Here is a 14,219-nt window from a genome sequence, read left to right on the forward strand (position 1 = left end):
TTAAATATGGATGTTTAACTATGAGTCAACAGGAAGTTGTGAGTAGTCGTGAATATGTCGGTATTGCCGACCTTCTAAATCGTTCCGAATTGGAGCGCATACTGACGCCGTACAAGAAGGCTGATCAGTACGAGGCTATCCTTCGCTATTACCAGGGTTGCATCGACGCGCAGGATGACCAGAGCTTGCTTCGCCCACTGGCATTGCTGAATGAAGCGTTAGGCTCGTTGGCGCCCGCTGTACGCCGACGTCGAGATACGGAAGACGAGCGCTCCCCCGGTGACGCTGCCGAAGCGGTACAGGAGCTTCATCAGAAGGTCAGTGATTACGGCTCCCGAGTGACTCAAAGTGTAGAAGCATTGAAAAACGCGATGCCGGAAGTACCGAAAAAACTGCACTTTGTCTGGCTCGGTGGTGGCATCGGGGACATCCAGCGCGACTACATCAATGTCTGGAAGCAAGTGATGGTCAAGGATGGCCATAAACTAATGCTGTGGTATGACGGCGATGCGCTACTGGCTTATGAGACAAATCGAATCATTGTCCAGGCGGCGAAAGCCGACGCCATGGCGGCCGGGGATATAAACCTTGCATCCCCCACCGATCTTGGCGACCTGTATATAGAACGGTTGATGCCGCTGAAGGAGCAACTTTATACCCATATCCTGAATGCAATGGCTCGGGGTCAAAGCGCCGATGAGGCGCGAATCGACCTGTTGGTCCGTGGCTACGCACAAGACGAAGAAGTCCTCAGGGCTTTGCGCGAAAAACATCTTCTCAGTATTGCCGCCCTGGCAAGTGAAGATCTGCTGCTATGCGATCTTCATTTGCTGGAAGCGCCGCTACGCGTCGAGGATATCTACCAGCGGGAAATAAACTTGCGAGGTAACTTTGCAGGCGCTTCCGACGTCGTGCGTACGGAAGTTATGTTTATTGAAGGGGGGCTTTATTCCGACGTGGATAATCTCCCACCTCTGATGCAAAAACTGGGCGGTGTGGACATCAGCACATTGGGAGAAGAGGCCCGGCTAGGCGTTTTGCAGTTACTGCTGGATCACAACCCTGAATGGATGCCTGGCCGTCAAAGTTTAGCGGCCCGGTATACAAAGTATTTCAATTCCATTCCTCTGCATCAACGTGCTGCTCTGGAGGCCTTCGCCAAAAGCCGACCGGCGTTGAATGATGTGTTTCATGTCCCGGAAAATCGTCAAGCCCGACCGAATGGTCTTCGCGCCGTGGCAGTGAAGGAAACGGTTAATAACTCGTTTCTGATGGCGCATCCGGGGTCTGCGACGGTCGGTGCGGTTATCGATCGTTTCCTGCTCAATTATGAAGTGGTGAAGACCACGGCACGCAGGGCTGTCGAGCAAAAAGTCAGTTATTCCAACTTGCCGGCAATGGATAAACTTGCATTCACAGCGGCACTAAAAATCATCGGTCCGCCGGACAGTATTGAAGAAGAGATCGCTCTGAAGTGGATGGCCAGGGGGGCTGCCCAGTATTACAGCGATGGCATTTATCCAGATAGCCAACTCACCGTCCATTTGACTGGGCCGGACGCGATGCTCGCCGGTATAGGCGATTATGAAAAACGCAACTTGACGCCGAGGTCGGCCGAAGAGTTGCGCGTGTTCGTTGCTATCAAGGGTAACGGCACGGTGAATCGGCAAACCGAAGAGGAGCAGGATCACTCCTGGAAGGAGCAGACCCTATCGGAAGAACAGTGGTTGATCGATGAAAAAAAACGCTGGCAGGAAGGCAAGTTTCAGGCGCGCTACAAAGGCGACATGGCCGAGTTGCTTAAACGCCAGACCATCGAGTTTGACGCCGGCTGGCCGTTAATCGAAGGTCGACACGTGTTGTCGACCGCCGTTCTCCAGCGATTGCTTGACCACCTGGGCGAGCCCTTCCTGAGGGCTATGAGTCAGGGCAGCGATGCCAGCGTGACGTTTGAAAAACTCTTGCCGCTCGGGTTTGACGATCGCCAGGTCATCATCGCTCAAGACGTCAGGGCGTTCCCGCCCGCATCGGTCAGCGATGCCAAGACCCAGGGTTTTTCCATTATGGAAGTGTTGGAACGCCTGGCGGACGGCTCAATGCTGACAGAGCAATTGAGCGCCGCCCAACGCTTGTTGCTCGGTCAACTGTTGGGACTCGAGTCGCTGGACAATCGCAGCTTCGTGGCGGCTGCGGACGAGCTCGGCCAACTGGTCAGAAAGGTCAGCGATAAAGGCGTTGCTGGACGTTACGCAGTCATCGAGGAGCAGCTATTCAAGTACAAGGCTGCTGAATTCATGGCAGGTTTTGAAAAAACGGTCGAAGAGCCTATGGCTCACGACGTCAACGCACTGTTGCTGAAGTACAGCGCCATGGAAAAACCGCTGAGCCTGCGCCAATTGGGGCAACAGGTGGCTCGTATCCAGCAAGTGGCAAAAGCCGAATTCCGTGAACGGCTTGCCGAACGCTCTGGCGAACTGCAGGGCAGCTTCACCGAGGGTAACGCTCGGTTTGTCCCCCAGGATCTGCTGTTCGATGGCTTCGGTGACACCATCGGTCGGCGGTGTTACCCCTTGGTGCTCGTCATGGCGGCAGCGATCGCCAAGGGAAACGCGGCGGTCGAGACTTTGCGCGAACGTTTCTTCATGAGCATTGTGGAACCTGAGGACAGCAGCTCGAAAAGCTTTGTGCGCGCCATCGAATCGCTGCACGGTGTGGAGGTGGATGAGGTTGGCACTCCGCCGCGAGTCAATCTGCAGCAAGTGGTGGATTTGCTGAAGGCCCGGACAGCGACCAGCACGCTAATGCTCAACTCCGACAACCACGCCATGTTGGTGGCCAAGACCTGGATCGGTGAACGCGCTGCCTATCACTTCTACGATCCGAACCTTGGTGTTTTCGAGTTTGCGCACCCCGAAGGTATGCTCAGTGACCTCAAGAACTTCTTCGAAAAAATGGGCATGGCCGATTATTACAGCGCCTATGTCGAGCGCGGCCAACCGACGTTTGATCTGGTCGAAGTGCAAAGCGACCGGATTGCGCAGTGGGAGCTGTCCTCGGGTGTGCGCGTCGAAGACGTGCTGTTGCCTGGCACATTGAAAGAGTTGGATGCTGTCGGTGGCCGAAAACGCCTGGCCAGTGCCCGGGGCGAGTCGCTGGTGAGTAATTCGCGACTGGGCAAAAGCCTGATGGAGCTGGACAGTCATTGGTGGGGCCAGCAAATCACGCAGGCCAGCCAGGATCTGCAAGCCAAAAACCAGCTGACTGCCGACTTTATCCCATTGTTTGAAACCCTGGAAATCACTCCGCGGGGCGACTATCAACTGAGCCTGATCAAACCCGAAAAGCCCGGCATCCCCGAGCAACTGGTGCGCGTCACCACCGACGATCAGCGCTTCCTGCGCATCAAGAATCACCTCACCGAACTCTTCGACAAACTGACCACGCGCCGGACCAGCGCGCTCGATCCGACCGGCGTTGGTGCGGTCCACACACTCAACGCCGGGTTTGCGATCCAGGCCTTGATGAATGCGTTACGTGGCCGCGAAGGAGATGATCGAAGCCTGACGTTGGCGGTGCGTCTGCACGCTTATGTGAACTACGCGCAGATCGTCCATGGCCTGGTGATCGATATGGTTGGCGTCGTCAGTCTGGTGCGTCAGGGTCTGGCCCAGGAGCGCTTGATCGCACAGACCAGTTCCACGGTGGCCAGCGAAGCGCTCGGGCATGTGGCGGGTGAAGGCGTCGGCACGGTGTTGGGCATGGTTAATGTCGGGTTCGATGTTTACCAATTGAGCCAGGCGGACAACGATGTGGATGTCGCCCGGTTTGGCACCCAACTGGCCTTCGACTGGGCCAGTCTGGTGCTCGGCGCTGCGGGCATGGGCGCGGGGCTGGTGTCGGCTGCCACGGTGGCGGCGTTTTTCGGTGGGGCATCGGTGATCGTCGGTGGACTGGCCGTCGGTGTCGGCGCATTGGCCCAGGGCTTTGCCATGGTGGCCGAACGGTCCAAGCAGGTCGGGCTGTTTTTCCATGAGCTGGATCAGGCCTATCGCGGTGAGCCCTTCAGCTGGAGCGCACAACAGAACGCCTGGCAGGCGCACCCGAAACTGGTGGTCCAGAGCCTGGACCTGCGCAGCGGCGTGGTGACGTACGACAGTCAGCGCCTGTTCCCGTTGCGCGATCATTTCGGCGTTCCGGATTACGATGTGGATTACGACCGCGCGATCAACCTGCGTGAAGGTCTCGAACTGCCCGGCTCTGGCACATTCCGCCCGGCGGTTGGCGAGGTGATTATCCTGCCGTGCACGCCTCAAACATATTACGGCTACGACTACCACACGCTGCCGTTCTCCTCCTTGCGGCATGACCAGGGCTTCGATATCGCACGCCGTCTGGAGACGAAGAAGCCGAACGGGCAGTGGCAGTTCCTGTTTACGTTCTATTCCTTCCCGGGCGAGTACATTCTGCAGAATATTTACCCGTCCTACCGGCCTCACACCACGACAGTGATTCAGGTCCGGCTCGACGATGTGCCGCGCACGCTGGTCGTGCCGACGCTGCTCAAAAGCTGGCATGGCCGGATCACTTATGAGATCGAAGTCAGCGATGCGCCTTGTGCACTTATGCTCAACCAGGGAGTGGATGTTCGACTCAAGTCGTCGAACCTGAAGACATTGCAGTGGACGCTGCTGGCAACCTGGGCGAGGGAGATTGACGTACAGTTCCTGAACGGCGGGGTCTTGAGAGTCGGCGGGGTCAACATCACCTGCCACGGCGAAGCTATTTTTGATACCACGCTGCTTTTGTCGGGCAACAATCGCTTTCGGGTCGACCATCGCCAGCAGGTGTTGATCCCGCTGGAAGTGGATGCACTGTCGGGTGCTGATGCCCCGACATTGCGATCGCACTTCAAGGCGTTGGCCCGGGAACACCGACTGGAGCAACCGTACACGCCTGTGCACAATTTCCTTATCCCGTTCGATGACGCCAAGGAAGAACGCCGCACCACCGCCTACTACGATTCGGCGGAGGACCGTTTCCTGTACATCCAGGACGACGACGTCATTGTGCCCGAGGATCCGCTGTTGGGCGCGGTGGTGGAGGGCGCTGCGTATTTCTATCACCCGCAAAGTGCCGAGGTGATCAGGACCGATGTGGTCAGTGGCCTGATCAGTCACCGCTATCGGTTGATGCTCAAGCGTGGAGAGTTCGCCGTCACGCAGTGTTCAGCAGTGCCCGGCGGGGTCAGGGTGGTACAAGAATTCATCGAGGGCGATCAAAGCTACAGCCTGGAATATCTGCTCACCGACGAAGGCGTGTTTCTCACTTCGCTGACTCGCGGTCTCGACACCACTTGGGAGGACGTTCTGGGGCTGTCGCCGACGCTGGCGGACTGGAAGCCGCTGTTGGACGATTACACTGCGTGGCCCGCCGAGACCTCGACAGAGCGCTTCAAAACATCGAACTGGCAGCTGGGTGCTTTTGTTGCCATTCACTGGAAACCGGAAGAAGGCCGCTCCGACATGAGTTGGGTGCGCAGCAGCGATGGCTTGATTATTCGACCGCCGCCCCAGCGACGTCACCTCCGGGGCTGGAAGGATTCGGAAGCGGACTACAACCAGTCAAGCCTGCTGGCGCCGGCGGGTACGGAAGGGGATGTGTTTGTTGTGTACAAACGTGGCAGCTCGCGCCTGTGCGTGCAGCGCCGTTCCATCGTCGATGAACAGGTCAAGCTGTCAGCCGAGTGGAAGACACTCAAGGAACTTAAAAGCGTCGTGGTGACGAAGGAAGGTTGCCTGGCCCTGACCGAGGAGGGGCTGTTCTACGATTTGACGCCCGAAGGCGAATTGCAACTGGGCGGGCTGACCGAAGTATGGCTCAAGGATCGGCTGCAATGGTGGACGCAGTTGCCGGCGCTGGTAGCCGACGTTCCTTTCACCACGCTGGCCTTGATCGGTTTGGACAATGCTCGCGGTGATGCGCGCTTGTGCGCCTGGTACCTCGAAGGTCGCCTGGTGCTGGCCGACCTGGGCCATGGCAAGGAAGTGCGGTTGTTGGGGACCACCCCGGATAACGCGGCGTCCTGGCTGTTTGACGTCGCCGCTGGCCAGATCTATCGCCAGCCCTTTATCGACGATAAACAACTGCCGAACGCCTTTGGTGGCGGCACTCGATTATTGATCTCTGATGCGCTGCCAACACTGCAACCACTGTGGCGCCCGTGGACCTTCGCCGACGTGACACGTCGGGGCGCTGGCCTGCTGGCCACGACCGTTGAAGGCATCCAGATGGAACTGAACTATAACGAGCCTGCATTGATCACCGGCGTCGACAGCCAATGGGTGCGCGAACACGCCGACGCCTTGGGCGAACATCTCAAAGCGCTGGTAGATAGCACACAGCGTTGCGCCCCGTTGCTCAATGTGGCTCATCCTGTGCGCCAACAATGGTTTGTCAGCAGTAGCGGGCGTTTGATCGACGCAGCCAACGTGCCGCGTCCCGAGTCATCCGTTGCACTGGGCACTCAGCGGTATACCAACGTCTTGCTGTTCGATGCGGCCGACGGCTTTTTGCGCCGCTATCCGCTTACCGGCACCATCGGTCCAATGAGCTATGTGCAACGCAACGCCGATACGCTGACGGTGCAAAGCAACCTGACGCTTGATGATGTGCTGCCATTGATTCCCGACGATGTCAGGACTTTGATCCTGCGTCTGGGCCATACCGGTGCGAAGTGCCGACTGTCAAAAGCGGCCTGGCGGCGGCTGGAATCGGTGATCGTCGATTGCCGACCGCCATTGGGCAAGCAAGCGGCACTGGTCAAACTGGACTGGACACTGGACTCGCCGGAGCAACTGATCGTCAGCGTGGTGGATGAACACCTGGTGATGCACGATCCCGTCACGTGCCACAGCCTGATCTTCCGTGAAGCCTGTGCGAAAGATGTCACGCTACGCGGCGAGTTGCTGCTGTCGATAAATGGATATCAGCCTTTTACCATTTCGTCGCTGGTGAGCAAGCCAGGTACTACGGCTGGCATACCACTCAAGACGCTATTAATGATTCGGCAGGTTGCAGCTGCTGAAAATCAGGTGTGATTCCTAAACGCTGAGCATGCTTACGGATCCCCTTCACATGGTTTTTGACGTGTGGAGGGGCAGCGCCGCAAGATGTGAAGTCACTCAGATGAGTCAGAGTAAAACCAGGGCCGAGGACAATAAGTTCCTCGGCCTTGTGCATTCATGGCACCAGATAACCCTTCACCCCGGTGAAGATAATCTGCGCCGCCAGTGCGCAGACGAACAACCCCATCAAGCGGCTGACAATCTGCAAACCCTGATCGCCAAGAATCCGCTCGATGCGGTTCGACAGATAAAGCACCACCCCCACCGTAAAACTGGCCAGCGCAATACTGAGAATCGCCGTGAGCTTGTCATCCCAGTGTGGCTGACTTACACCCATCACCAGCAGCGCACCGATGGTGCCGGGGCCGACCGTCAGGGGAATGGTCAGCGGCACGATGGTGACGTCCTGCTGCACGTTGTCGGTCTGTACTGCCGACTTGCCTTGGGCCATGCCCAGCGCCGAGATGAACAACACGCTGCCGGCACCGATGCGGAACGCGTCCACCGTGATGCCGAACACACTGAAAATCACTCGCCCGAACAGGTACAGCAAGACACTGGATACCAGTGTCGCGACCGCCACTTTCCAGGCCAGGCGCCGTTGTTCCTTGCGCGAATAACCGCGGGTCAGACTGATGAAACAGGACAATACGAAGAACGGGCTGTAGAGCACCAGCATCTTCAGGTAAACGCTGAACAACACGTGGAGCATGGGTGCTAGCTCACTGGCGGGGGAAGTCGAGGGGGAGTCTATCAGGCGCTACAGCGTCTGTCGGCTCAGGACGTTTGCGCCGCCGCCCGGTTCTGCTGATCGCGCTGGGCCACCCAGTGTTCGATCAGTTCGCGCAACTGCGACAGCTCGACCGGTTTAGCCATGTGCCCGTCCATGCCGGCCTGGCGAGCGCGCTCTTTATGCTCGGCGAGGATATGCGCGGTCAGCGCCACTACGGGGGTGCGAATCCGCTGATTGCCGACTTCCCATGCGCGCAATTGTTGGGTCGCGGAGAAACCGTCGAGGATCGGCATTTCGCAGTCCATCAGCACCAGGTCATAGCGCTGGGCTTTCATCGCCTGCAAGGCTTCTTCGCCATTGCTGGCGGTGTCCGGTTGCAGGTTGAGCTTGCCCAGCATGCCGCGAATGACTTTGGTCGAGATGCTGTTGTCTTCGGCCACCAGGATGCGGAAATCACTCGGTACCTTGACCGGCAGGGTAGGGCCGACCGGCAGGTGATGCGACACGGCCAGGCCTTTGTTGCGCTGGTTCAGTTCGTCCGCCAGGGTGGTCTTGAGGGTGTAGCCGGCCACCGGTTTGGCGAGGATGCGCTTGATCCCCGAGTTGCGGGCAATGATCTTGCTCGGCGCATTACTGATGCCCGTCAGCATGATCAGCAGGATGTCGTGATTGAGGCTCGGGTCTTCCTTGATCTTGGCCGCCAGTTGCATGCCGGTCATGCCGGGCATGTTCTGGTCCAGCAGGACCACGTCGAAGTAATCGCGCAAATGCGCCTTGGTGCGCAGCAAGGCCAGGGCTTCCTTGCCGGAGGGTACGGCGCTGACGTTCAGGCCCCAGGCGCTGCACTGTTGCACCAGCACTTTGCGGCAGGTGTCGTTGTCGTCCACCACCAAGACGCGGGCGCCTTGCAATGGGCTGTCGAGATCGGAGGTCGGGTGTTCGAGGCGGTCCGGGTCCAGCGGCAAGGTCAGCCACAGAGTGCTGCCCTGATTGGCGCCGCTCTTGATCCCGAACTCCCCTTGCATCAGGCGAATCAGTTGCCGGGCGATCACCAGCCCCAGATTGCCACCCAGGCGAGTCGCCGAGAGGAAATGCTTGCTGTGCAGTTCGGCGTGCATCAGCGCATCGCGCTCTTCGGCTTCCATCGGCACGCCGCTGTCCTGCACGGCGATGCGCAGACGCGGTTTGGCGCTGCGGTCGTCGAGGGCGACGACGATCAGGATCTCGCCCTCGTCGGTTTTCTTCAGGGCGTTTTCCAGCAGGCTCAGCAGGGTCTGGCGCAGACGGGTCGGGTCGCCGCTGATCACGCGCGGCACTTGTGGCTGGATAAAGCTGATCAGTTCGACGTTCTGCTGCTCGGCCTTGGCGCGGAAGATACTCAGGCAATCTTCGATCAGGGCATTAAGGTCGAATTGCACGTCGTCCAGTTCGATTTGCCCGGATTCGAGCTTGGAAATGTCGAGAATCTCGTTGATCAGTGTCAGCAGTTCGTTGCCGGCGCTGTGGATGGTTTGCACGTAATCGCGTTGCTTGACTGACAGCGGTGTGCCCAGCAGCAGTTCGGTCATGCCCAATACGCCATTCATCGGCGTGCGGATTTCGTGGCTGATCTTGGCCAGGAACTCGGCCTTGGCGTTGATCTCGGCATTGCTCGCGGCCAGGTCGCGGCTGACGCTGAAACGGTCTTCGGTGATGCTGCGCTGACGTTCGCCCAAGGCGATGCTCATCAACAAGCCACTGATGCAGATGAAGGCCAGCAGGGTGATGATCAGGCCTTGCGGCGCCACCAGGGTCAACCCCAGCAGCGCGGGCAAAATGATCAGCGCGCCGATGTTGAACACCACCATCGCCGCGACGAACAGCCGGGCCGGGCGATAGCCTTTTTGCCAGTGGAAGGCGCTGACGAACAACATGCTCAGGCCCGCGAGTGCGACCAGGGCGTAAGTGATGATGTTCAGCGGCAGGGTGTTGACGAACAACAGCAGCAGACCGGCGACTACGGTGAACAGAATGTCCCCGAGCAGCAGTTTGTTCAGCGGATGCGGACCCAGTGGTGCAAAAAAACGATAGGCGAACATCAGCCCGCACGGTGCGGTCAGCAACAAGGCGAGATAAGCGCCCGGCGTCTGGATCGCATGCCAGTCCGGCAGCCACGGCCCCGCCAGGTTCAGCAGCAGGATCAGGCTGAGCATCAACAGGAGTTCACACGCGGCAAGCCACAGGCTGCTGCGCGAGCGCGTATAGGCGTAACGCACGATGTTGTGCAGGATCAGCATGGCGAGGCAGCCGAACAGCAGGCCGTAGATCAGCGTGAGGTTCTGGTTGGCCGCAGTCATCACTGCCGATTGCAGGGTGATGTAAGGCCGCAACTGGTGCTCGGAAACCAGCCGGACGTAGACATCGAGGGTTTTGTCGCTCAGGGGTAGCGGCAACATGAAGTCGCTGCTGGGCAGTGGCCGATTAACCTGAGGTTGTTGGGTGCCAGTGTTCAGTTGCTCGACCAGCGTATCGCCGTCCAGCACATACAGGTTGAGGTGCGACAGGTCGGGGGCGAACACCCGCAGCAATTGTTCGTGTTTGCCGGGTGCCAGCTTGAAACGCAGCCATAACGCACCGTCGGGCTCGGCTGCGGTGAGGCGGTCGAGTTCGATGGGGCTGAATTGATTGATGAAGCGTGCGGAGCGGATGTCGCTCAACGCCAGGTCGCCCTGTTCGTCGAGCAATACCGACCAGCCACTGCCTTGCGCGGCCTGGGCCGGGAGCATGCAGAGCAAGGTCAACAGAGTGACGGTAAGTCCTATGGCAATCCTGAGCCAGCGCACGGCGAAATCCCTTCGTAGGTTGATGCCAGAATATAACTATGCGCGGCGCCGGAATAGTCCGGCAAGGGCATCAAGCCCTTGCCTGGCCGAATGGATGCCTTATTCCTGATTTTCGCCACGCTCGCGGGCAATGGCGCGGTAGCCAATGTCCTTGCGATAGAAGCTGCCTTCCCAGTCGATCTTGGCCGCCAGCTTGTAAGCCTGCTGCTGCGCCGCATCAACACTGGCGCCCATGGCGGTGGCGCAGAGCACCCGACCACCGGCCGTTACAACCTGACCGTCCTTGAGCGCAGTACCGGCGTGGAAGACTTTGCCTTCCAGTGCCGCGGCTGCGTCCAGACCGTTGATCGCCACACCTTTAGCGTAGTCGCCAGGATAGCCGCCAGCGGCGAGCACGATGCCGACGCTCGGACGTGGATCCCATTGCGCTTCAACTTTGTCCAGGGCTTGCGCCAGGGCCGCTTCAACCAGCAACACCAGGCTCGACTGCAAACGCAGCATCACCGGTTGGGTCTCAGGGTCGCCGAAACGGCAGTTGAACTCGATAACTTTTGGGTTACCGGCTTTGTCGATCATCAGGCCTGCATAGAGGAAGCCAGTGTAGACGTTGCCTTCATCGGCCATGCCGCGCACGGTCGGCCAGATCACCAGGTCCATGACGCGCTTGTGAACTTCGGCGGTCACGACCGGGGCAGGGGAGTAGGCACCCATGCCGCCGGTGTTCGGGCCGGTGTCGCCATCGCCAACACGTTTGTGGTCCTGGCTGGTGGCCATCGGCAGTACGTTCTTGCCGTCGACCATCACGATGAAGCTGGCTTCTTCGCCGTCGAGGAATTCTTCGATCACCACGCGGGAACCGGCGTCGCCGAATGCGTTGCCGGCGAGCATGTCGCGCACGGCGTCTTCGGCTTCAGCCAGAGTCATGGCGACGATCACGCCTTTACCGGCGGCCAGGCCGTCGGCCTTGATCACGATCGGTGCGCCTTTTTCGCGCAGGTAGGCCAGGGCCGGCTCGATCTCGGTGAAGTTCTGGTAGTCGGCGGTCGGGATCTTGTGACGCGCCAGGAAGTCCTTGGTGAACGCTTTCGAACCTTCCAGCTGGGCAGCGCCTGCGGTCGGACCGAAGCAATCCAGGCCACGGGCGCGGAACAGGTCGACAACACCGGCAACCAGCGGGACTTCCGGACCGACGATGGTCAGGGAGACGTTCTTCTCGGCGAAATCAGCCAGTTGCTCAAGGGCCAGCACGTCGATGGCGACGTTCTCGCACTTGGCTTCAATGGCGGTGCCGGCGTTGCCCGGAGCAACGAAAACCTTCTGCACGCGTGGATCCTGAGCCACTTTCCAGGCCAGGGCGTGTTCACGGCCACCGCTGCCAATGATCAAAACATTCATTTCAAAAAACCTCGGATGACGCTAATTCTGTGGAGCAGCCTCAGCTGCTTGGCTAACGGCATACGGCATCTGCCATACACCGAACCTGTAGGAGCGAGGCTTGCCCGCGAAGGCATCACCTCGGTATTGCTGTTGCACCGCGGCGTCCCTTTCGCGGGCAAGCCTCGCTCCTACAAGAGCAATGATTAGTGACGGAAGTGGCGCATGCCGGTGAACACCATAGCGATGCCAGCTTCATCAGCCGCGGCAATCACTTCCGCATCACGCATCGAGCCGCCTGGCTGGATCACTGCGGTAATGCCAACCTTGGCTGCGTTGTCCAGGCCGTCGCGGAACGGGAAGAATGCGTCGGAGGCCATCACCGAGCCTGCCACTTGCAAACCGGCGTGTTCAGCCTTGATCGCGGCGATGCGGGCGGAGTTCACGCGGCTCATCTGGCCAGCGCCGACACCGATGGTCTGGCGGTTCTTGGCGTAGACGATGGCGTTGGATTTAACGTACTTGGCGACTTTCCAGGCGAAGATCAGGTCGTTGATTTCCTGCTCGGTCGGGGCACGCTTGGTCACGACTTTCAGGTCTTCGCTGCCGATCATGCCGATATCACGGCTCTGTACCAGTAAACCGCCGTTGACGCGTTTGTAGTCCCAGGCAGCGGCGCGGTCAGCCGACCACTCGCCGCAGGTCAGCAGACGCACGTTGGCTTTGGCGGCCACGATCGCGCGGGCTTCTTCGCTGACGGATGGGGCGATGATCACTTCGACGAACTGACGCTCGACGATCGCCTTGGCGGTCTCGGCATCCAGTTCGCGGTTGAAGGCGATGATGCCGCCGAATGCGGATTCGGTGTCAGTGGCGTAAGCCAGTTCGTAAGCCTGGCGGATGCCGCCTTCGGCGTCCGGGCTGACGGCAACGCCGCACGGGTTGGCGTGCTTGACGATCACGCAGGCTGGCTTGACGAAGCTCTTCACACATTCCAGCGCAGCGTCGGTGTCGGCCACGTTGTTGTACGACAGCTCTTTACCTTGCAGTTGGGTCGCGGTGGCGATACCGACTTCGGCCGGCTTGGCTTCCACGTAGAACGCCGCGCTCTGGTGTGGGTTCTCGCCGTAGCGCATTTCCTGAGCCTTGACGAACTGGCTGTTGAAGGTGCGCGGGAACTCGCTGCGACCTTCGGTGCTGAGGGTTTCAGCGGCCTGGTTCACGGTGCCCATGTAGTTGGCGATCATGCCGTCGTAGGCAGCGGTGTGTTCGAAGGCCTTGAGCATCAGGTCGAAACGCTGAGCGTAGGTCAGGCCGCCGGCCTTGAGGCTTTCCAGGACATTGGCGTAGTCGCTGGCATTCACCACGATGGCCACGTCTTTATGGTTTTTGGCCGCCGAGCGGACCATGGTCGGGCCGCCGATGTCGATGTTCTCGATGGCGGTCGGCAGGTCGCAGCCTGGCTTGTTGATGGTGGCTTCGAACGGGTACAGGTTGACCGCAACCAGGTCGATCGGCTTGATGCCGTGCTCGTTCATGATCGCGTCGTCGATACCGCGACGACCGAGGATCCCGCCGTGGATTTTCGGGTGCAGGGTCTTGACCCGACCGTCCATCATTTCCGCGAAACCGGTGTAATCCGCGACTTCCACTGCGGCGACGCCGTTGTCGCGCAGCAGCTTGAACGTCCCGCCGGTGGAGAGGATCTCGACACCCAGGGCTTCAAGCTCCTTGGCGAATTCGAGGATCCCGGTCTTGTCGGAGACGCTGATCAAGGCGCGGCGGATCGGCAGGCGGGTAGTCTGGTCGGTCATTTCAATTTCCATCAAAAGCAAAGGAGTCAGCAAAAAAGGCGACCGTTTTTACGCGGGCGCCTTTCTGGTTTGATTGAATGCTTACAGCAAATCGTACTGCTTGAGTTTCTTGCGCAGCGTGCCTCGGTTCAGCCCGAGCAGCTCGCTGGCCTTGGTCTGGTTGCCCTTGACGTAGTTCATCACGCACTCGAGCAGGGGAGCCTCGACTTCGGAGAGCACCAGGTTGTACACATCCGTGACGGCAGCGCCCTCAAGGTGGGCGAAATAATTGTGCAGCGCCTTCTCGACACTCCCGCGAAGGGACTGTCCTTCTTCGCTCGGCGTATTGAGGTGCTGTTTCAAATTCAAGTTG

General features: G+C 59.3%; 6 protein-coding genes. 1 reads left to right on the forward strand and 5 read right to left on the reverse strand.

Annotation, left to right across the window (positions count from 1 at the left end; genetic code table 11):
- The first annotated feature begins 20 nt into the window (after positions 1-20).
- Positions 21-7,097 (forward strand): TcdA/TcdB pore-forming domain-containing protein, encoded by a 7,077-nt coding sequence (locus ACIOYV_RS24910; protein ID WP_401327885.1) that lies wholly within the window; start codon positions 21-23, stop codon positions 7,095-7,097.
- A gap of 142 nt (positions 7,098-7,239) precedes the next feature.
- Here the strand turns inward: ACIOYV_RS24910 and ACIOYV_RS24915 are convergent, their stop codons facing one another.
- The 5 genes from ACIOYV_RS24915 to fis all read right to left on the reverse strand — a co-directional run.
- Positions 7,240-7,836 (reverse strand): MarC family protein, encoded by a 597-nt coding sequence (locus ACIOYV_RS24915; RefSeq protein ID WP_054044032.1) that lies wholly within the window; start codon positions 7,834-7,836, stop codon positions 7,240-7,242.
- A 65-nt stretch (positions 7,837-7,901) separates the two neighbouring features.
- The gene (locus ACIOYV_RS24920) at positions 7,902-10,679 is read right to left on the reverse strand and encodes a response regulator (protein ID WP_401327888.1); all 2,778 of its coding nucleotides are present in this window, start codon (positions 10,677-10,679) and stop codon (positions 7,902-7,904) included.
- 99 nt (positions 10,680-10,778) lie between these two features.
- Positions 10,779-12,074 carry a phosphoribosylamine--glycine ligase gene (purD, locus tag ACIOYV_RS24925; protein WP_054044030.1) on the reverse strand — a complete coding sequence of 432 codons (1,296 nt, stop codon included), beginning with the start codon at positions 12,072-12,074 and terminating at the stop codon, positions 10,779-10,781.
- 185 nt (positions 12,075-12,259) lie between these two features.
- Positions 12,260-13,867: a bifunctional phosphoribosylaminoimidazolecarboxamide formyltransferase/IMP cyclohydrolase gene (gene purH, locus ACIOYV_RS24930; RefSeq protein WP_054044029.1), complete on the reverse strand. Its 1,608-nt coding sequence runs from the start codon at positions 13,865-13,867 to the stop codon at positions 12,260-12,262.
- A gap of 81 nt (positions 13,868-13,948) precedes the next feature.
- Positions 13,949-14,219 (reverse strand): DNA-binding transcriptional regulator Fis (gene fis / locus ACIOYV_RS24935; protein ID WP_401327892.1); only part of this gene is annotated, 271 nt, incomplete at its 5' end.

This window comes from Pseudomonas sp. NPDC087342, from assembly GCF_044744265.1.
Lineage (GTDB): Bacteria > Pseudomonadota > Gammaproteobacteria > Pseudomonadales > Pseudomonadaceae > Aquipseudomonas > Aquipseudomonas nunensis.

Bases quoted from the DNA above. Each gene is read 5' to 3' on its own strand.
- ACIOYV_RS24915 (WP_054044032.1), bottom strand. From the start codon at position 7,836: ATGCTCCACGTGTTGTTCAGCGTTTACCTGAAGATGCTGGTGCTCTAC.
- purH (WP_054044029.1), bottom strand. From the start codon at position 13,867: ATGACCGACCAGACTACCCGCCTGCCGATCCGCCGCGCCTTGATCAGC.
- purD (WP_054044030.1), bottom strand. From the start codon at position 12,074: ATGAATGTTTTGATCATTGGCAGCGGTGGCCGTGAACACGCCCTGGCC.
- ACIOYV_RS24910 (WP_401327885.1), top strand. From the start codon at position 21: ATGAGTCAACAGGAAGTTGTGAGTAGTCGTGAATATGTCGGTATTGCC.